Genomic DNA, 19,015 nt, shown 5'->3' on the forward strand with positions numbered 1-19,015 from the left:
TGGGCGCGACCAGCCCCCACCGGCCCGCAGTCGACATCCGACCCTTCCACCCCCGGTGTCGCAGTCATCCCGCGCGCTCCGCCCCCACCAACGCCCACCAGGCCACCACCCCGAACACCACCGCCGTGAGCACGGTCGACGGCCCCCCGATGTCGGCGTACGCGAAGTCGGCCAGCTGCCAGACCAGCAACCCGCACCCCACCAGCGCACAGTCGAGGCCGTCACCGCCCCGCACCCGCCACAGCCCCCGCAGCCCGCACGCCAGCAGCGCCAGCCAGCTGCCCGCCAGCGCCAGCAGCCCGAGCAGCCCCTGCTCGCTGAGCACCAGCAGATACATGTCGTGCGGCGACAGCAGCGGCTGCTTCCGGTACGCGGCCCCCGCCCCCTCCGTGTCGCTCCCGGACGACAGCGCCAGCGAGGCGTACGCGTCCCGGTACGCCGGGAAGTTCTTCAGGCCGACGCCGGTGACCGGGTGCTCCCGCCACATCCCCGTCGCCGCCGCCCACAGCGTGTACCGGTCGACCACCGACTGGTCCGGCGCCTCGGTGACCTGCCCGATGCTGCTGAGCCGCTCCTGGAGCATCGCCGTACCGACCCCGAAGCCGCCCACCAGCACCACACCGGCCGCCACCGCGACCGCCGCCACCTTCAGCGCCCGACGCAGCCCGGCCAGGGCGAGCTGCACCCCGCAGGTCAGGACCGTCGCGATCCAGGCGCCCCGGCTGAAGGACACGGCCAGCGGCAGCAGCAGCCCGAGCGCGCACGCGCCCGCCGCCACCCGCTGCCGTACCGGCGCCCGCCCGAGCGTCAGACCGAGCGCGCACACCAGACCGAACGACACGACGGTGGCCATCCCCATCACGTCCTGCGGCCCGAACGTGCCGACCGCGCGGATCTCCTCGCCCTGGTACGACGCCCCGGTCCCGGTGACGTACTGGTGCACCCCGACCGCGCCCTGCCAGACCGCGAGTCCCACGAACGACCAGGCCAGCAGGCGGAAGTCGGCGCGGTCCCGGACAAGGAGCACGACGGCGGCCGGGACCAGGACGAACACCTGGAGGTAGCGGCCGAGGCCGGTCAGTCCGGCGCCCGGCGAGGCCGCGCCCATCGCGGCGACGGCCAGCCCCACGACCGGCATGCCGAGCACCGCCACGGCGGTGCCGGACAGCGGCCGCCGCCGCTCCCGCAGCGTGCGCAGCGCGGCGTACAGCACGACAAGGGCGGACACCGCATCGGCGGGTCCGGCGCCGCCCTCCCCGCCGTCCGCGGCGAGCGGCAGCGCGAGGACCGCGAGTACGGCGACCGCGGCCAGCACCGGCGGCAGCCGCAGCGGCCTGGTCGGCGACAGTGCGAAGCTCATCCTCAGCTCCCCGTCGAGCGCACGAGCGCGGCCGCGGTGCGCAGCAGGATGCAGATGTCCTGCCACAGCGACCAGTTGTCGATGTAGGCGTTGTCGAAGCGGGCCCGGTCCTCGATGGAGGTGTCGCCGCGCAGCCCGTTGATCTGGGCGAGTCCAGTGATGCCGGTCTGCATGCGGTGGCGGGCCGCGTAGCCCGGGTAGGTCTGGCTGAACTGGCCGACGAAGTACGGCCGTTCGGGGCGCGGGCCGACCAGGCTCATGTCGCCCCAGAGCACGTTCCACAGCTGGAGCAGCTCGTCGAGCGAGGTCTGGCGCAGGAAGCGGCAGAAGCGGCTCATCTCGATCTCCCCGGCCACGCTCCACCGGGTGGCGGCCTCGTGCTCGTCGACCGGGCGGTGGGTGCGCAGCTTCAGCAGCGTGAAGGGGCGGCCGCCCTTGCCGATGCGCTCCTGCCGGAAGACGACTCCGGGTCCGTCGGTGAGGCGGAGCATCGCCGCGCACACCAGCAGCAGCGGGCCCGCCAGCACCAACGCCGCCCCGGAGACCGCGATGTCGAGGACCCGCTTGCCGATGCTGCCGCGCCGCCGCGAGCCCATCTCCAGGCGGCGGCAGGAGAACCCGGCGAGCTGGTCGCGCATCTCGTACGCCGGCGAGTCCGCGTCGACCTCCCACACCACGCAGCCCGACTCGGCCAGCGCCCGCAGCAGTGGGCCCTGTTCGGTGCGGACGGCGGGATGGACGGTGAGGACGGCCCGGACCCCGTTCTGGATGAGGGCCCGCTCGACCTCCTCACCGGTGGTCAGCACGGGCAGGCCCTCGGGGCCCTCGGGGTGTTCGGCGACGACGCCGACCGGGCGCACTCCGCAGCCCGGGTGGCGCAGCACGGCGGCGGCGACCCGCTGGGCGGTGGCGGCCGGGCCGATCACCAGGGCGGCGCGCGGCCGGCGCAGCAGGGCGAGGCGGCGCCGCCAGTGCACCAGGCCACGGCCGGCGGCGGCCGCCGCCGCGTGCAGGGCGAAGCCGAGGAGCAGGACGCGGCCGGTCAGCGCCCGGTCCGGGTCCCAGGCGGCGAGGGCCGCGGCCAGACCCAGCCAGACGACGGCGATCCGGCCGCAGACGACGGGGAGTTCGTCCAGGATCCCGGTCATCCGCCGGATCGGCTGCGGGCGCAGCAGTATCGCCCCGGCCACCAGCAGACCGACCAGGACGGGCCGGCGGACGGCCTCGTCGAGCGCGGCCGCGCCGAGCAGCGCGGCGCACAGGTCGGCGGCGAGCAGCGGCAGCGGGGAGGCGGGCCGCGCGGGCGGCCGCCGCAGCGGGAACCGGAAGCCGCCGGCGGTGCGCGGCGGCAGGACCGAGACAGGCGAGAGTCCGTGCTCCCGGGGCTGCGGGCCCGGGGAGGGGACGGTGCTTTCCGCGGTCACGAGTGGATGGACTCCCTGCACTCGAAGGACACCAGCGGCTGCCCGCCGAGGAGTTCGCGGTACAGGTCCGCGACCGCCTCCGCGGTGCGCCGCACATCGTGCGTGGACAGGACGTGCCGGCGCCCCTGGCCGCCGAGCGACGCGCGCAGCTCCGGGTCCAGGAGCAGCGCGGCGACGGCCCCGGCCAGCGCGCCCGGCCGTCCCGGCGGGACCAGGCAGTGCGCCGCGTGGCCGGGCGGCAGGCTCTCGCGGGCGCCGTCGACATCGGTGACCAGCACCGGCCGCCCGCAGGCCAGCGCCTCCAGCGGGGCCAGCGCCATGCCCTCCCAGCGTGAGGGCAGCACCACCAGGTCGGCGGCCCGGTACCAGGGGCGGACATCCGTGACGGCGCCCGCGAACTCGACCGAGGCGGGGGCGAGCCGACGCAGCGCGGCCTCGTCGGGGCCGTCGCCGACCAGGGCCAGCCGGGCGTCCGGCACCCGGCGCAGCACCTCGGGCCAGGCCCGCAGCAGCACGTCCTGGCCCTTCTGCCGGCACAGCCGCCCGACGCACACCACCAGAGGCGCTCCCCGGCCGGGGGCTCCGGCGGCGCCAGGGGTTCCGGAGGCTTCGGGTGCTCCGGAGACTTCGGAGGCTCCGAGTGCTCCAGGGGCGAAGTGCCCGGTGTCGATGCCGTTCGGTACGACGGTGTAGCGGGCGCGGATCCCGGCGCGTACGCCGGTCGCACGCTCGGCCTCGCTGACGCACACCACCCGGTGCGCCCAGCGCGCGCCCCACCGCTCCCACCGCAGCGCCAGCGCGGCGGTGGCACCGCCGACCGCCTCGAAGGACCAGGCGTGCGGCTGGAACAGGGTCGGGACGCGGCCGCGTACGGCGAGCCGTCCGGCGAGGCCCGCCTTCGCGCTGTGCGCGTGCACCAGTGCGGGCCGTACCTCGTCGAGCAGCCCGGTGAGGCGTCGTACCTCGGCCGGGAGACCGGCGCCCGGGGAACGGTCGGCGCGCCACCGGCGCACCTCGGCGCCCAGGTCCCGCGCGCGTTCGGCCAGTTCACCACCGGGGCAGGCCACCGTGACCCGCAGACCGGCCGTGAGCTGGGCCTTCGTCAGGTCCAGGACGACCCGGGCCACCCCGCCCTCGACGGGTTGCGCCAAGTGGAGGACCCGCGGCCGAGGGTCGGTTGCTGATCGGTGCATACGCGGATTTCCTCGCTCACGGGGGGCGCTCGGGACTGCGGGCCGGAACGCGCCGCACTACGGCGCGTCCACAGCGGCGAAGAGCGCGCCCGCCCACGCCGCGTCGCGCTGGGAAACGAGCCTGAAGGTCAGCTGGTCACCGCCCTGGGCGAGACCGGTACCTAGATCGAACACATCCGAGTCGTAGCCGAGCGTGTTGGCGTACGCGGGCTCACGCCGGGCGCCTACCGGGCCGGGTTCGTTGATCGTGGAGTTGAGTACGTCGTCGGCCGGGTCGGCGGAGTCCTGGAGGGGGACGGGTGCGTGGCCGGCGGTGGCGTAGGTGAGCGAGTCGCCGGTACCGCCCCGGTCGCCGTTGTAGGCCACCAGACCCACCTGACCTCCCGCGCCACGCGGGGCGTGTAGCCCGTTCAGCCGAATCTCGGCCGGTCGGTCCAGGGAGTCGAAGCCGTCGTGGAGGGAGAGCGTGCGCCGCGGTTGCGCCGGGTCCTCGTACGCCACGACCAGCGACCAGCCGCCCCAGGCACCGGACCGGGACCTCCCCATCGCCACGTTCACCTGGCCGACCGTCCAGAGCCCGGAGCCGCTCGACCGGACCAGGCGGGTGACGTCCGCCGAGGCCTGGAAGGCGTCCGCGCCGCCGCCCACCCGGTGGCCCACCACGGTGTCGGCGAGCAACTCCTTGTAGGAGCCGCCGGGTTCGGCGATCAGCACCCGCCCGTTGTCCCGCGCCGGCTTCTGTTCGCCGGCCAGCAGGTTGCCACCCCAGTACAGCCGCGCGTACGTCACCCGGGAACCCGCCGGCAGCCGGAGCTCGGCGCGGGAGGAGTTGTAGGTGTCGGGGTCGCTGTCGACGTCTACGTAGAACATGTCGAAGTTCCCGTTCACCGCCGGGACCCGGCCCTCCCGGGCGGCCGGGCAGGGCGGCTCGGCAGGGTCGGCGGTCGTGGTGCGGCAGCTGATGGACGCGTTGGCTGCGCGGGCGAAACCGCCGTGCTGCACCGCGTGGTAGCGCTCGGCGAACGGGATGCGCGCGGACTCCGGGGCGGGCGGGGCGGTCGCCCGGGCGGCGGTGCCCGGTGCCCAGATCGCGGCGAGGGCGAGCGCGCCGACCGACGCGCGGCGCAGCAGCGGCGGGCCGAGGGGATTGCGCATGACCGGCTTCGCCCTTTCGGGAAGAGGGGGAAAGAGTGCGATGTGATGGCAATACGGGCAAGTCAGGAGATTCGCAACTCTAGTCGCTATCTGTACTAATCCGGCGAAACCGTTCAAGTGTGTCGGATTGGTGAAGGAGGGCTCCCTGGAGATCACTCCTTTGGCGGCACAACCCGGGCCGGTGCCACGCGTTGACACAGCGCTGGGCATCCGCCCGGATGTTTGTTTCGACCCCAAGGAGCATCTCTCCATGTCGCGTATCGCGAAGGGCCTGGTCCTGTCCACCGCCGCCGTCGCGGCCGTCGCCGGCGGCGCCGGTGTGGCTGCCGCCGACAGCGGCGCGAACGCCGTCGCCGCGCACTCCCCGGGCGTGCTGTCTGGCAACGTGATCCAGGTTCCGATCCACGTGCCGATCAACGTCTGCGGCAACACGATCAACCTGATCGGCCTGCTGAACCCCGCGTTCGGCAACACCTGCGTCAACGACTGACGCAGCGGCTGTTCCCTTTCGGTCGGCCGCCCGCCCGCGCACCCCGCGGACGGGCGGTCGGCCTGCGTCCGTACGGGCGTTCCCCCGGACGGGCGGCGGCGGGCGGACGAGCGGTTGCGGGCCGCCACGGGTGATTTCACGGTGGGCAGCAGGATCCGACGCACACCGAAAGGAACACCCATGCGTGCTCTGCCCGCACGGCGTCTCGCGACCGCGCTCTGCGCCGCCCTTCTGGCCGGGGTCACCGGCCCGGCGGCCGTGGCCGCCGACCCGGCCCACGAGCGCACCCGTGCGACCTCGCAGGCGCCCGTCCCCGGGGCTGACGCGCTCCTCGGCCAGACCAGGTCGCTCGGCGACCTCGCCGCCGTGCTCAAGCCGGTCACCGACCTGCTCGGCGCCGCGCTCAAGGCGGACGACGGCCAGTTGACCCCCGACCAGGCCAGCCAGCTCGCCGACGCGGCCAAGGCGGCGATCGCCCAGCTCACCGCGGCGGCCCCGGCCCCCGCCCTGCCCTCGACCCCCGCCCTGCCGAGCGCCCCGGCACTGCCGGCCGTGGCCGCCGCCGTGGCCGCCCAGGCCAAGGGGCTCGGCGACGCCCCCGCGGCCAAGGACCTGGCCGGGGACGCGCTGAAGGCCCTGCAGACCGCGATCGACAACCTGGTCAAGGCCGTCACCTCCGGCGACGCCGGCCAGGTCGTCCCGGCCGTCACCGCCGTCCTGACCGGCCTGGTCAACTACCTCGCCGCGCTCCTGCTCGGCGGCGGCCTGCCCGCACCCGACCTCGCCGGACTGCCCGCGCTGCCCGGCCTCCCGGCGGCCACGCCGCTGCCGCTGCCCCCGTCCTGACCGGGCCTCCCGACCGGCCCTCCCGACCGGGCCCTCTGACCGGGCCTTCTCAAGGACTTTGATCTCATATGTCTTCCGCGCACGGGGTTTCCGGCCCGCCAGGACATCGTTAGGCACGCCGAAAGTCGCCGAAGAAAGGAACACGATGAAGTCCCTGAAGGCCGCCGCCGTCGTTGCCGGTTCCGTGGCTCTCGCCGGCGTCGCCGCGCCCGCGTTCGCCTACAACACCGCCGACCTCACCCCCACCAGCCTCAACGGCGCCGTGAACACGCTCACCAAGGGCCCCCTGGACCTGGACCAGGCGATGCCGCTGCAGCACCAGTCCAACGCGCTCGACACCGAGAACAAGAACTCCGTGCTCAGCACGGTCAAGGGCGCGGCCGGCAGCCTCAACCAGCACAACCCGCTGCTGGGCGGCCTGCCCCTGCAGAGCTGAGCGGAGCCGCGGCGACGGCGGCCGGGGATCGCCGAGGGGCCGTCCGAGGGACACCGTTCGAGTGATATCGAGGGGTGTCCCTCGTTCGTGTGGCGGAGCCCCGCGGGCATCCGCCGGTCGGGTGAGCGGGCACCCGGCCGCCCGGAGACCCGGGGATACGGTCGCGCGGTGACCTCAACCCCAAGCGAGACCCGCCCCTTCCGCGTCGCCGACCTCGGCACCCTCGTCGTGCTGGCCTGGAGCGGCGAGGCGCCCGACGGCAGCGACATGCCGTACCTGCTGGCCTACTCCCTCGGTGACGCCGAGGGCGGTCCGCAGGCCACCTCGGCCGCGGTCGAGGCGCTGCTGGCGAACAACGGGCTGCCGGTCGGCGGCGACGTCGTCGACGGCACCGCCCGGCCCAGCCTGCCCGTCACCCTGCTCGTCGAGGCCGGCCAGGCCGTCCTCAACCTGGCCCCGCTCAACGCCCAGTGCCCCGCGCCCGCGGAGTGGCTCGCCGCGGTCGGCGAACGCGGCTACGCCTACCTGGTGTTCACCACCCGCCCGTGGCCCGAGGGGGAGCCCGGCAAGCCCGTCACCCCCGAGGCGCTGAAGGACTTCGCCGGGGCCGAGGAGACCCTGACGGCCGCCGCGCACGTCGTGCTGCCGGCCCGCCGCCTGCGCGGCTGATGGCCAGGACCGCGGGCGCCGGGCGGGGGTTCGCGCTGCTGACGGTGATCGCGGGGGCGGCCGGGCTGCTGGCCTCCTGGGTCATCACCCTGGACAAGTTCAAGCTGCTGGAGAACCCGCACTTCGTGCCCGGGTGCAGCCTCAACCCGGTGGTGTCCTGCGGCAGCGTGATGAAGAGCGACCAGGCCTCGGCGTTCGGGTTCCCCAACCCGATGCTGGGCCTGGTGGCCTACTCCATCGTCATCTGCGTCGGCACGAGCCTGCTGACCGGCGTCCGCTTCCCCGCCTGGTACTGGCTGACCTTCGACGCCGGCTGCCTGTTCGGCGTCGGGTTCGTGTCCTGGCTGCAGTTCGAGTCGCTGTACCGGATCAACGCGCTGTGCCTGTGGTGCTGCCTGGCCTGGGTCGCCACCATCCTCCTGTTCTGGTACGTCACCTCTCATGTCGTACGCCGGGGGTTCCTGCCCGCGCCGGAGTGGCTGCGCGCGTTCCTCGGCGAGTTCACCTGGGTGCTCCCGCTGCTGCACATCGGGGTCGTCGGCATGCTGGTCCTGACCCGTTGGTGGGACTTCTGGACGAGCTGACCAGTCGACTTAGGGACGAGCCGACTTCGGGAAGAGCCGACTTCCGGACGAGCCGATGAGTGACGAGCCGACTAATGCTGCACCCGGGCGAATTGTGAACTGATGTCGTTTTCCGGCTCGTTACCCGGTACGGACGTCGCTCTCCCGCATCCTGAAAGGGCCCGTACCTGACATGAAGCCGACCACCCGAGGATCCCTTGCCGCCGTCGTCACGGGAGTCGCGGCCGCCGTGGCAGCCGTGGGCGCCGCCGCCACGCCCGCCGCCGCGGCCGGCACGGTCCCCGTCCCCGTGCCGTTGGACGGCGTCGAGAAGTCCCTCAACATGGAGGTGCCCAAGCTCGGCATGGAGCTGCCGCTGCTGATGCCCGGCGCCCCCGACGGGCCGCGCTACGTCGAGGGCCGGCTGCTCCCGGACCGCGCCCTGCCCCAGCTGCCGGTCAACGGCGGACTGCCCGGCCTCGGCCTGCGTGCCCCGCTCCCGCACGTCCTCGGCGACGACTTCGACCACGTCGGCGTCGACGCCCCCGCCGGCGGCCTGCGCACCCTCGCCCCCGGCCTGTCGGCGGACGCCCCGCTCACCGCGCCCGACCCGAAGAACTCCGGCCTGCCCGGCCTGCAGCTCCCCAAGGCGGGCCTGCTCGCCCCGGTCGTCCAGACCGTCGCCGGCGGCGACCTGGGCGCCGGACCTGGTCTTTGACTCCCTTCACGGGACGGCCGTTCGGCCCGCCCGTGCACCGGATGGCGGCGCGGCGGTGACCGGGCGGCCCCTCGGGCGGTTACCGGTACCGACAGCGAACGGTGAACCGTACGAGGAGTGAACATGGTCGTCGGATTCGGTGGTGTGGCGGTGGGCGCGGAGCCGGGCGCCGGGCAGCCGGACAGAGCCGGGGCGGGCAGACCGACCCGGCGCGAGATGACGCGGGGGCTGCTCGCCACCGCGGCCGCCCTGGCGCTCGCCCCGGTCGTCGCCGCCTCCCGCCCGGTACCCCCGGCGGACGGATCGGCGGGCACCTCGTTCGAGGAGACCTACCGGGGCCGCCGTATCCACGGGGTCCTGGTACCGACGGCGGGACGGGCCGCCGGGCAGGGCGAGTGGCAGGTCACCGTGGACGGCCGGCCGCTGCACCTGATGCGGCGGGCCGACGGCACCTGGCTCAGCATGGTCGACCACTACAGCTCGTACCCGACCCCGCTGGAGGCGGCCCGGGCGGCCGTCGACGAGATCGGTCCGGGGCAGCGGCTGCGCGACCTGGCTCCGGGGCCGATGGGCGGGGGACACATGCACATGGGGGGAGACCATGGCCTACGTGCGTAAGGACGTCGGCCGGTTGACGGCCGGCGAGCGCAAACGGCTCGTGAAGGCGTTCCTGGAGGTCAAACGGCGGGGCGAGTACGACGAGTTCGTGCGGATGCACATCGAGTACTACACCTCCGACGGCGACGACGGGCTGCGCACCGCCCACATGGCGCCCTCCTTCCTGCCCTGGCACCGCCGCTTCCTGCTGGACCTGGAGCGTGCCCTGCGCCGGGTGGACGGGTCGGTGACCGTGCCTTACTGGGACTGGACCAGGGACCGTACGAAGTCCGGTGTGCCGTGGACGAAGGACCTGCTCGGCGGGAACGGCCGGGCCCGCGACCAGCAGGTGATGACCGGTCCGTTCGCCTACACGGGCGGGCACTGGACCATCAAGGAGGGCATCACCGACGGCGAGTTCCTCGCCCGGGACCTGGGCCGGGCCCGCGACCCCATCGAACTGCCCACCCGGGCCGAACTCGACCGGGCGCTCGCCGACCCGACGTACGACGTCCCGCCCTGGGACTCGACCGTCACCCGCGGCTTCCGCAACAGGCTGGAGGGCTGGGGGACCGGCGGCGGCAGCGCGTCCTGGCACAACCACAACCGGGTGCACCGCTGGGTCGGCGGGGCGATGCTCGGCGGCGCTTCCGTCAACGACCCCGTCTTCTGGTTCCACCACGCCTTCATCGACCTGCAGTGGGAGCGCTGGCAGGGCCGGCACCGCGGGCAGAGCTACCTGCCGGCGCAGCCGCCCGGGGTCACCGACCCGCAGCACGACCGGGTCGTCGCCCGGGCCGAGAAGCTGCCCCCGTGGGACGTCACCCCGCAGTCGCTGGAGGACGTGAGCCGGATCTACCGGTACGCCTGAGCGGCCCCGGACACGGGAAGAGCCCCGGTGCGCAGGGCGCCGGGGCTCTTCCGCGGAGGGTGGCTCAGTGGCCGTAGCCGCCGCCCTTGTTGTCGCCGTCCTTGTTGTCGCCGTCCTTGTGGTGGTGGCCGCCGTCGTTGATGCAGGTGTTGCCGAACGCGGGGTTCAGCAGACCGGCCGCGTCGATGGTGTTGCCGCACAGGTTGATCGGGATGTTGATCGGGACCTGGATGACGTTGCCGGACAGTACGCCCGGCGAGCCGACGGCCTCGCCGTTGGCACCCGCGTCGGCCAGGGCCAGGCCGGCCCCGCCGATCACCACAGCGCCGGTGCCGAGGGCGACGGCAGCGGCCTTCGCGATGCGAGACATCACGTTCTCCTTCTTGTTGCTCGGGGAGTGCGGCGGCCGGACCAGCCACCGCACTCCCCGTTCAACGCCCCGACCTGCGGCTGGTCACGCCGATCACGGGACGATCACTCCAAGGGCCGGAGTCAGGGCAGCCGTCGTACCGGGGTACCGGCCAGGAAGGCCCTGATGTTCTCCACTGCCTGGCCGTAGTACGTCGTGTAGTTGGCGTAGGAGACATAGCCGAGGTGCGGGGTGGCCAGCAGCCGCGGCGCGGTGCGCAGGGGGTGGTCGGCCGGGAGCGGCTCCACGTCGAAGACGTCGACGCCGGCTCCCGCGATCCGGCCCTCGTGGAGCGCGGCGAGCAGCGCGTCCTGGTCGACGATCGCCGCGCGGGAGGTGTTGACGAGGTAGGCGGTGGGCTTGAGGAGGGCGAGCTCGGCGGCGCCCAGCAGCCCCCGGGTGCGGTCGCCGAGCGCCAGGTGGACCGAGACGAAGTCGCTGGTGGCGAGCAGGTCCTCCTTGCTCGGCGCGAGGTCGACGCCGACCTCCTCCGCACGCTCCTTGGTGAGGTTCTGGCTCCAGGCGCTCACCCGCATCCCGAAGGCGAGCCCGACCTGCGCGACCCTGCTCCCGATCTTCCCGAGCCCGAGCAGCCCGAGCCGGCGCCCGTGCAGATCGGCGCCGACGGTGGACTGCCAGGGCCCGCCGGTACGCAACGCCGTGCTCTCCTCGACCAGCCCCCGGGCCAGCCCCAGCAGCAGCGCCCAGGTCAGCTCGACCGGCGGGGCCGAGGAACTCTCCGTACCGCACACCGTGACGCCGAGCGCCTCGGCGGCCGCGTAGTCGATGACGCTGTTGCGCATCCCGGAGGCGACGAGCAGCCGGAGCCGCGGCAGCCGGCGAAGAAGCGACCCGGGAAAGCCGACGCGCTCGCGCAGGGTGACGACGATGTCGAACGAGGCGAGGGCCGCCGCAAGCTCGTCCTCATCGGCGAGATGCTCCCGAAGCGGGACGACCTCGACCTGCTCGGAGAGGGAGGCCCAGTCCCCGAACTCCCCGGCCACCCCTTGAAAGTCGTCGAGTACAGCACAACGAAGAACCATTGCTGCACAGTACTGACCCTCTTCGGGCGCCCCGACTTCAGGCGCCCCAAAGGGGCGCGGGGAACTGCGCGACCAGCCCAAACCCACCCGCACCCGCCCGACGACCGATCCCGGCAGCCCCCTTGGCGCACAGCAGATCGCCGCACGAAAAAGCCGCCCCTGATCAGGGCGGCGGCAAGAGGGTCCGGTGGGTGGGGCCACCGGACCCGGTACCGGGCGCAGCGGGTGCCGGGCGGAGATTCAGTTCGTCACAAGCGTCGAGCGGTACCACTGTTCGGCACGGCCGAACCACGTGGCGAAGCCACCGCCCGGACACTGCCCGAGATCCGACCAGAGGGCGTCGGCCTCGAAGAAGTGGTCCGTCGTGAGGATGTCGAGCGTCGCCGGCGGGACCCCCTTGGCCGCGAGGATCGCCTTGGCCCCCTCGACGGTGAGGTTGTCACGCGGCCAGGCGATCCCGGCGCAGTCGGCGACCGCCCGCAGCGCGCTGCCGACGGTGACCGGCGTCGGATCCGCGGCGTGGTACACCCGCGAGGTCAGGACACCGTCCGGGGCCAGCGCCGTGGCGACCAGCAGCCGTGCCAGGTCCGGCGCGCCGATCACCGACGCCAGCGACAGCCAGTCGGCCACCACTCCCGGCAGGGCCCGCAGCAGCCGTGCCAGGTTCGGACCGACCCACATGTCCCCTGCTCCGAAGACCAGATGGGGCCTGAGCACCACACCGCCGGCCGCGAGGACCGCGTCCTCCGCCGCCGCGCGGGTACGGGAGGTCACGGAGCCCGGATTGCGGGCGAGTTCCTCGGGCCGGTGGCCGCGGAAGGTGCCGCGGCCGTACACCGAGGCCGTGCTGAGCTGGACGATCCGGCGCACTCCGGCCCGCCGCGCCTCGGCGACCAGCGCCGCCGTGCCACGCGCGTTGACCGCCTCGTTGGCCGCGGCGCTGCCGCCGATCTGCGCCGCACAGTGCAGGAGTACGTCGACGCCGTCGCACACCCCGCGCAGCGAGCCGGGGTCGGTGAGGTCGGCGTGCACGGTCCGGGTCCGGGAGCAGGACCGCGGCAGGGACCGGCGGTGGCTCATGAGCCTGAGGTCGGCCCGTCGGCGCTGTGCCTCGCGCGTCACGTGGGCGCCGACGAACCCGGACGCGCCGGTGATGAGAAGGATGGGCACGGGGACTCTCCCGGGGAGCGGTCGGGGTCAGCGGACACGTGGCCGCAGGACGAGTTCGGCGGTGAAGACCGTCTCCTGCCGCTGGCTGCCGCACACCCGCACCAGCAGGTCGCCGCCGCTGCCGTACGGTTCGGGGTCGGCCGTGATCCAGCAGGGCGCGTCCAGTTCGGCGTACCGCACGAACTCGCTGCGCATGCCGAGCAGCAGGGCGCAGGGTGCCCCGGTGCGGGCGTGCGCGGCCTGCCGGGCGGCCTCCAGGAGGAACATGCCGGGTATGTGGTCGACCGGGTGGTCGAAGTAGGTCGGGTGCGCGGTGTCGACCCGCAGTTCCCATCTGTCGTACGTGCCGGGCGCGGGCTCGCCCAGCACGACGTGCCGGGTGTCGGCGTGGCCCACGGCGGCCGGGGCGAGGGCCGGCGGCGGGGTGCGGTCGGTGGTGGTGGGGCGTTCTCCGCGCATCCTGCGGTACACCTCCGGGCTCATGCAGCGGAAGGCGGCCGAGGCGGTGGCACGGGCCCCGTTCTCGCGCACCACGGTGACGTCGTAGCGCATCTCCCGCAGCCCGCCCGCGCGGCGGACGACGTCCCGGCAGACGGTGTGCATCTCGACGTCGGTGGGGACCGCGTCCGTGACCAGCAGGTCGGGCTCGGCGGTCACGGACATGTCAGACATGAGGAACTGGTGGCCGAACGGGACGTCGAACTCGGCGTGTGCGAGCAGGGATCCGATCTGGCGGACGGACTCGATCAGCAGCATCGGGTCCTGGTAGCCCGCGTCGGGCGCGAACAGCGCGTGGCTGCGCGGCCATTGGGCCCGGACGACGAAGCCGTCGAAGCCGTTGCCCTGCGGGGACTCGTCGCGCTCCCAGCCGGTGAGCAGGACTTCGGAGACCGCCGCGCGGTGGACGTACTCACGCGGCACAGTGGTGGTCAGTCCGGGAAGCAGGGGCTTCGGGGCGATGGCCCGGTCGGTGAGGTGCGGCATGTGCAGCGCTCCTGTGTCGGTGTGACGGAAAGGAGGGGGCAACAGGCCGTACGTCGGCTGTCACCCCCCGTGGCCGACGTGCTGCCCCACAAGATACAGACAGGTCGGTCCGGTTCTGCAAGAGGCGAGGCGATTTCTTGGGCGAGTCGGGATGTCCGGGGGTCTGGTCATCGATGATGGCTGACCGTTATGCCGGGATTGCAGACGTGAAACGTACAAGCTTGTATGGTTTGACGGGAGCGCATGGTCCTTGGTCAAGTCTTTCCATGGGGCGACTGAGCGGAGTGCGGCCTCCCACTTGTCCGGTAATCCGACGAAATCGCAGCTCACGGTGGCGGTGATGCGGGTCGGCCGGGGCGCCGCGCCCGCGGACCTTGGCGGTTGACAATCAGACAAGTCTGTTTGGTACGGTCTGGTGGTGAACCCGCAGTCCGAGATGACGTGGATGTGCCTCAGGGGGAGCAGATGAACCGCCAGTACGCGGACCTCGTGGCGCCGTCGCCGCGCCACCACCGCTCGCACGGCCCGCTCGTCCAGGCCGGTCACCCGGCCCGCCCGGCCCCCGCGTACGGCGCGCCCCGGGCGGGAGCGCTGAACGTCCTGGTCGTCGAGAACGACCCGCGGGCCGCCGACACCCTCCGGCAGGGCCTGGTCCGGCACGGCTACGCCACCCACGGCGCCACCACCGGCGCCCAGGCGCTGCGCGGCCACCGCGAGGCCGACCTGGTGCTGCTCGACCTCGACCTGCCCGACCTCGACGGGCTTGAAGTGTGCCGGGGCATCCGGGCGGTCAGTGACCTGCCGATCATCGCCGTCACCGCGCGCGGCTCGGAGCTCGACTGCGTGCTCTGCCTGCAGGCGGGCTCCGACGACTACCTCGTCAAGCCGTACGGTTTCCGGGAGTTACTGGCCCGGATGGAGGCGGTGCTGCGCCGGGTCCGGGTGCAGCCGGCGGCCGAGCCGGCCGCCGGCCGGGTGGTCGCCCACGGACCGCTGCGCATCGACCCGGGCGCCCGCACGGCCACCCTCGACGGCCGGCCGCTCGACCTGACCCGCAAGGAGTTCGACCTCCTCCACCTGCTGGCCTCGCAGCCCGGCGCGGTGGTCCCGCGCCGCCAGATCATGGCCCAGGTGTGGGAGGACGCGTGGTCGCCGCGCGGTCGCACGGTCGACACCCACGTGGGCACCCTGCGCGGCAAACTGGGCTCCAGTGCCTGGATCGTCACCGTCCGTGGGGTCGGTTTCCGGATCGGCGGTCCCTAGACCCCCGGCGCGTTCTCCGAGGTCATGCCCGGTTCCGGTGCTCGGTCCGGGAATCGCTTTCTGACAACTCCCGCCGTGGTACTGACCGTAGGCCGTCCATGCGGCTTACGATACAGACCAGTCTGTTGAATTCGGTAGGAGAGCGTAAGGATCTGGCATGGCTCAGCAGGAACGCGGCAAGCGATCACGGCGGTCGATCCTGGAGGCGGCGGCCCAGGTCTTCGACGAGCGCGGCTACGACGCCGCCAGCACCAACGAGATCCTGGCCCGCACCGGGCTCACCCGGGGGTCCCTCTATCACCACTTCCCCTCCAAGGAAGCCATCGCGCTGGCCCTGGTGCAGGCCCACGCCGAGGCCCTCGAAGTGCCCGAAAGGCCGGTCCGGCTGCAGTCGGTGATCGACCTGACCCTGGAGTTCGCCCGGCGCCTCCAGCACGACGCGGTGCTGCGCGCGAGCGTGCGGCTGACCACGGAGCAGACGTCGTTCGACTGCCCGCCGCAGACCACCTACGAACAGTCCATGGACACCATCCTGACGCTGCTCCAGGAGGCCGAGAAGCGGGACGAGATCCTGCCGGGGGTGGACGTGCGCGAGGTCGCCTCGCTCATCGTCGGCTCCTTCACCGGCCTGCAGATCATGTCCCAGGCCTACACGGGCCGCGCCGACCTGCCCGAACGCACCAGCGTGTTCTGGAAGTTCCTGCTGCCGGGCCTCGCCACACCGGGCCTGGTCGGGCGGCTGCGCACTACGCCGCCCGAGGGGTTGTGAGCAGCTGGTGATCGTCGTTGATTGAACGCGTTCTGGCGTGCATGAGTGAGTCTTGGCGGCGCTGGCAGGTGTGCTCTGGGCGGGGAACGTGCATTCTTGCGTCGAATGCGTGACCTTCACCGCCCAGCACCGTGACGCCCAGGTCCGGCACGCCCTGATCCGGCTGTTGCACTGGGCCAGCCGCCACCGTCTCGCCATCGCCGTCGAGGACCTCGACTTCACCGCCGAGACCACCCGGGAGAAGCACGGCCGCAGGAAGCGGTTCCGCAAGCTCATCTCCGGCCTGCCCGTCAGCAGGCTGCGGGCCCGGCTCGTCGGCATGGCGGCCGAACTCGGCATCCCCGTCATCGCCGTCGACCCCGCCTACACCTCCCGGTGGGGCGCCCAGCACTGGCAGAAACCCCTCACCACCACTACTCGTAAGACCACTCGCCACGACGCAGCTGCCGTGGCGATCGGAAGGCGCGCCCTGGGACACCCGATCCGGCGTCGGACGGCACCGCCCCGCACCCACCAGAGCGATGGATGCGGGCATCGGACCGTCCAGGCCAGTTCGGTGGCCCCGGGGCGTGAGGGACACCGCCCCCCCCGCATCCCCGGACCACGGACACGATCCGTCGGCGCCGGACGCGCAGCGAACGCGGTCGACCAGAACGCCCAACACCGTCCGGGGCGTTGGGCTGAGCATGAATCCTGGCAACAGGACTCACTCCCGCTCAGTCTCTAGGAACGGTGACGGACCTCGCTCAGATCCTGCGCTCGCCGCCCCGGCCCGGCCGGTCCCGGTCGAACAGCGGGCGCAGCAGCCGCCACAGGCGCTGGGTGATCTCGCCGTCCCACCAGCTCGGGTCGGTGTGCCCGAGGGTCTCGATGCCCGCGGCCATCACCACGGCCAGGTCCGCGAGGTCCTCGGCCGGCTCCTCGGCCTCCTGCTGTGCCTCCGTGACCCGCTCGTGGACCGCGGCCAGCAGGTCGTCGCGCAGCCGGGGCGGGCCGGCCGAACCGTCCGCGGCCAGCTGCATGCCCGCCCGCACGACCTTCTCGGTGCGCATGGCCTCGCCGAGCGCGAACAGAAAGCGTTTGGGCGCGTCCGCCACCGGGCCCGCGAAGGCCTCCTCGGTCAGCGCCTCCACCCGCTGTCTCGCCTCCTCGTACACGGCGGCGGTCAGAGCGGTGGTGGAGGAGAAGTGGTGGTAGAGCGCCCCCCGGCTGACCCCGGCCCGGCGGCAGATGTTGACCAGTCCCGCGTCGGACAGCCGACCGTCCGCGATGAGCTCCGCGGTGGCATGGACGAGGGCCTGACGCGTCTGCTCGGATCGCGCCTGCATCAGGTCGCACCTGCCTTCCCTGCCAACAGTGTGCCCGGTACATGCACTGGTTGCGGGTACCGGTGCCAATGATGGAAAGAATCATACAACCATGCCTGTTTCATGGGAGGACCCCGGCAGGGGTCTACCTCCTCATGATCTGCACAGGATCCCAACGTCCCTGGCAGCAGGGGTAGTTGTCTGGAAACATGCGCGACGGGCGAAGGTTCGGATTGATCCTCAACCAGACAGGTCTGTTTGTAACAGTGTTCAAATCCGGCCACTTGACACAGGTTTGACACTCCGCTGACAGAGCTGCGGAGGATTGTGGGAACCCTGAACCGCCGTGCGTTGAAGCGGCCCGCGGCCCCCGTGAGACTGGACGCAGTTCCACACGGACCGAGGATTCGGGGGATCCGAATGGAAGAGCCGGAGCGACTCACGGACGACCACGTCGGCCGCGACTGCGGCAGGCGCTGCGGCCGGATCTGCGTCCGCTGCCTGGACCGGATGGACGGCGGACTGCGCACCCTGCTCGATCTGTACCGGGAGAGCGACCAGGCGCTGGTGCCCGGAGCGCCGGTACTGCGCGAGCGGGTGAGCGGCAGCCGCGCCACCGTCGGCATCGTGCTCGACGAACGGGCGCTGGCCCTGCGGACCCGGGCGAGCGAGGTGATGGCGCTGTGGGCGCGGCTCGTCGTGGACGAGCGCACCGGCGCGCGGCCCGCGGGACGCGGGGTGGACGCGCTGGTCGGGTTCCTGCGCGGGCAGCTGCCCTGGTTCGCCGGGCACCCGGCGGGCGCGGACCTCGACGAGGAACTCACCGAACTCCTCACCGACTTCCGCCACCTGCTCGGCCCGGGCCCGGTACGCCGGTTCGGCCTCGGCCCGTGCACCCGGCCGGAGTGCGCCGGGACGCTCTACGGCGTCCTGCCGGCGGACGGCGGCGACCGGGTGCCGGACCAGGTCACCTGCGACGCCGGCCATGCCCTGCCGCCACGCCAGTGGCTGCTGGTCGCGAGCCGGATCCGGGAGGCGGCCTGATGCGCACGGACGACGGGGTCGAAGGGGACGAGGGGAGAGGGAGGGAGGTGAACGGCATGACCGAGCAGAGTCGGCCGGCGGAGACGGCGACCGGGAGGTCTGCCGGGACGCCTGTCGGGGCGCCTACCGGGACGTCTGCCGGGACTGCGGGCGGGACTGCGGGCGGGACGGCGGGCGCGACGTCGAAGCCGCGCACGGTTCCGACGGAGCTGGCGGCCCTCGCGATGGGCGTCACCCAGGCGACCATCCGCAAATGGGCCAGCCGCGGCAAACTCACCCGGCACGGCGGCCCGCGGCGAGCCGAGTACGACCTCGACGAACTCTTCGCACTGGCCCGCAGGGGCGAGATCGAATAACCGGGGCGAGACCCGATAACAGGTGCGAGAACGAATAACCGGGGCGAGACCCGGGAACCCGGGTGCGACCCGCTGGGCGGCGCGAGGCCGACTTCCAGGCGTGAGAGCGACTGGCCGGCGTGAGGCCGACTGGCCGGAGCGAGGGTGATTCGCCGGAGCGAGACCGGCTGGCCGTAGCAAGGCTGATTCGCCGGAGTGAGACCGAATTGGCGGCGTGAGAGCCTGTAACCGCAGTGAATTCGAGTAACCCTTCGCTGTTGCACGGAATTTACCGACCATCACCCGCAAGAAACCGGATCCGTGCGGGGATCCGGTGCGAAGCAGCCCCCGCGGCCCACCCCCCTGCCG

At 72.9% G+C, this 19,015-nt stretch carries 21 protein-coding genes and 1 pseudogene; 13 read left to right on the top strand and 9 right to left on the bottom strand.

All coding sequences use genetic code 11. The annotated features are described in order from the left end of the window. Positions 1 to 64: 64 nt before the first annotated feature. The 4 genes from ACFWPS_RS47025 to ACFWPS_RS47040 are packed head-to-tail and all read right to left on the bottom strand — an operon-like array spanning position 65 to position 5,132. Positions 65 to 1,360, bottom strand: coding sequence for an O-antigen ligase family protein (locus tag ACFWPS_RS47025; protein ID WP_383718568.1), 1,296 nt, complete (start codon positions 1,358 to 1,360; stop codon positions 65 to 67). A gap of 2 nt (positions 1,361 to 1,362) precedes the next feature. Beyond that, on the bottom strand, positions 1,363 to 2,784 hold the full coding sequence (locus ACFWPS_RS47030) for an exopolysaccharide biosynthesis polyprenyl glycosylphosphotransferase (RefSeq protein WP_383718570.1): 1,422 nt from the start codon (positions 2,782 to 2,784) through the stop codon (positions 1,363 to 1,365). Next, a complete protein-coding gene (locus ACFWPS_RS47035; RefSeq protein WP_383718574.1) occupies positions 2,781 to 3,977 on the bottom strand; it encodes a glycosyltransferase family 4 protein in 1,197 nt (398 codons plus the stop codon). The genes ACFWPS_RS47030 and ACFWPS_RS47035 overlap by 4 nt, the downstream gene beginning before the upstream one ends. 57 nt (positions 3,978 to 4,034) lie before the next feature. Continuing rightward, entirely contained in the window at positions 4,035 to 5,132 is a 1,098-nt protein-coding gene (locus tag ACFWPS_RS47040) for a DUF3344 domain-containing protein (protein WP_383718577.1), read from the bottom strand. Between the two features lie 250 nt (positions 5,133 to 5,382). Here ACFWPS_RS47040 and ACFWPS_RS47045 point away from each other — a divergent pair, with 250 nt between their 5' ends. The 8 genes from ACFWPS_RS47045 (at position 5,383) to ACFWPS_RS47080 (ending at position 10,322) form a co-directional block, all read left to right on the top strand. Next, on the top strand, positions 5,383 to 5,622 hold the full coding sequence (locus ACFWPS_RS47045) for a chaplin (RefSeq protein WP_383718580.1): 240 nt from the start codon (positions 5,383 to 5,385) through the stop codon (positions 5,620 to 5,622). A gap of 180 nt (positions 5,623 to 5,802) precedes the next feature. After that, on the top strand, positions 5,803 to 6,468 hold the full coding sequence (locus ACFWPS_RS47050) for a hypothetical protein (RefSeq protein ID WP_383718582.1): 666 nt from the start codon (positions 5,803 to 5,805) through the stop codon (positions 6,466 to 6,468). Positions 6,469 to 6,613: 145 nt separating this feature from the next. After that, complete coding sequence (locus ACFWPS_RS47055) at positions 6,614 to 6,904, top strand: hypothetical protein (protein ID WP_383718584.1); 291 nt, start codon at positions 6,614 to 6,616, stop codon at positions 6,902 to 6,904. A gap of 168 nt (positions 6,905 to 7,072) precedes the next feature. Continuing rightward, a complete protein-coding gene (locus ACFWPS_RS47060) occupies positions 7,073 to 7,573 on the top strand; it encodes a DUF5949 family protein (protein WP_383718586.1) in 501 nt (166 codons plus the stop codon). Beyond that, complete coding sequence (locus ACFWPS_RS47065) at positions 7,573 to 8,157, top strand: vitamin K epoxide reductase family protein (RefSeq protein WP_383718589.1); 585 nt, start codon at positions 7,573 to 7,575, stop codon at positions 8,155 to 8,157. Before ACFWPS_RS47060 ends, ACFWPS_RS47065 begins: the two co-directional genes overlap by 1 nt. 172 nt (positions 8,158 to 8,329) lie before the next feature. Then, on the top strand, positions 8,330 to 8,854 hold the full coding sequence (locus ACFWPS_RS47070; protein WP_383718591.1) for a hypothetical protein: 525 nt from the start codon (positions 8,330 to 8,332) through the stop codon (positions 8,852 to 8,854). 123 nt (positions 8,855 to 8,977) lie between these two features. Then, on the top strand, positions 8,978 to 9,472 hold the full coding sequence (locus ACFWPS_RS47075) for a tyrosinase family oxidase copper chaperone (RefSeq protein WP_383718594.1): 495 nt from the start codon (positions 8,978 to 8,980) through the stop codon (positions 9,470 to 9,472). Further along, positions 9,456 to 10,322: a tyrosinase family protein gene (locus ACFWPS_RS47080; protein WP_383718597.1), complete on the top strand. Its 867-nt coding sequence runs from the start codon at positions 9,456 to 9,458 to the stop codon at positions 10,320 to 10,322. Before ACFWPS_RS47075 ends, ACFWPS_RS47080 begins: the two co-directional genes overlap by 17 nt. A gap of 64 nt (positions 10,323 to 10,386) precedes the next feature. Here ACFWPS_RS47080 and ACFWPS_RS47085 read toward each other — a convergent pair whose 3' ends face one another. The 4 genes from ACFWPS_RS47085 to ACFWPS_RS47100 form a co-directional block, all read right to left on the bottom strand. Next, positions 10,387 to 10,692 carry a chaplin gene (locus ACFWPS_RS47085; RefSeq protein WP_383718600.1) on the bottom strand — a complete coding sequence of 102 codons (306 nt, stop codon included), beginning with the start codon at positions 10,690 to 10,692 and terminating at the stop codon, positions 10,387 to 10,389. A gap of 122 nt (positions 10,693 to 10,814) precedes the next feature. Next, complete coding sequence (locus tag ACFWPS_RS47090) at positions 10,815 to 11,774, bottom strand: D-2-hydroxyacid dehydrogenase family protein (RefSeq protein WP_383718602.1); 960 nt, start codon at positions 11,772 to 11,774, stop codon at positions 10,815 to 10,817. Between the two features lie 240 nt (positions 11,775 to 12,014). Further along, entirely contained in the window at positions 12,015 to 12,944 is a 930-nt protein-coding gene (locus ACFWPS_RS47095; protein ID WP_383718605.1) for an NAD-dependent epimerase/dehydratase family protein, read from the bottom strand. Between the two features lie 27 nt (positions 12,945 to 12,971). Beyond that, on the bottom strand, positions 12,972 to 13,928 hold the full coding sequence (locus ACFWPS_RS47100) for a ScbA/BarX family gamma-butyrolactone biosynthesis protein (RefSeq protein ID WP_383718607.1): 957 nt from the start codon (positions 13,926 to 13,928) through the stop codon (positions 12,972 to 12,974). Between the two features lie 465 nt (positions 13,929 to 14,393). Between ACFWPS_RS47100 and ACFWPS_RS47105 the strand changes: the two genes are divergently transcribed. From ACFWPS_RS47105 to ACFWPS_RS47115, 3 genes and pseudogenes are all read left to right on the top strand, one after another. Further along, complete coding sequence (locus tag ACFWPS_RS47105) at positions 14,394 to 15,191, top strand: response regulator transcription factor (RefSeq protein ID WP_383718609.1); 798 nt, start codon at positions 14,394 to 14,396, stop codon at positions 15,189 to 15,191. A 157-nt stretch (positions 15,192 to 15,348) separates the two neighbouring features. Further along, a complete protein-coding gene (locus ACFWPS_RS47110; protein WP_383718612.1) occupies positions 15,349 to 15,960 on the top strand; it encodes a ScbR family autoregulator-binding transcription factor in 612 nt (203 codons plus the stop codon). A gap of 118 nt (positions 15,961 to 16,078) precedes the next feature. After that, positions 16,079 to 16,687, top strand: a pseudogene (locus tag ACFWPS_RS47115) (IS200/IS605 family accessory protein TnpB-related protein); the annotation flags it as partial. A 19-nt stretch (positions 16,688 to 16,706) separates the two neighbouring features. On the opposite strand, the gene ACFWPS_RS47120 reads toward ACFWPS_RS47115, so the two are convergent. Then, positions 16,707 to 17,288: a TetR family transcriptional regulator gene (locus ACFWPS_RS47120; RefSeq protein WP_383718614.1), complete on the bottom strand. Its 582-nt coding sequence runs from the start codon at positions 17,286 to 17,288 to the stop codon at positions 16,707 to 16,709. Positions 17,289 to 17,687: 399 nt separating this feature from the next. Between ACFWPS_RS47120 and ACFWPS_RS47125 the strand changes: the two genes are divergently transcribed. After that, entirely contained in the window at positions 17,688 to 18,311 is a 624-nt protein-coding gene (locus ACFWPS_RS47125; protein ID WP_383718617.1) for an OvmZ protein, read from the top strand. A gap of 56 nt (positions 18,312 to 18,367) precedes the next feature. Further along, on the top strand, positions 18,368 to 18,667 hold the full coding sequence (locus ACFWPS_RS47130; protein WP_383718620.1) for a hypothetical protein: 300 nt from the start codon (positions 18,368 to 18,370) through the stop codon (positions 18,665 to 18,667). Positions 18,668 to 19,015: the final 348 nt, after the last annotated feature.

Source organism: Streptomyces sp. NPDC058457, from assembly GCF_042720695.1.
Classification (GTDB): Bacteria; Actinomycetota; Actinomycetes; order Streptomycetales; family Streptomycetaceae; genus Streptomyces.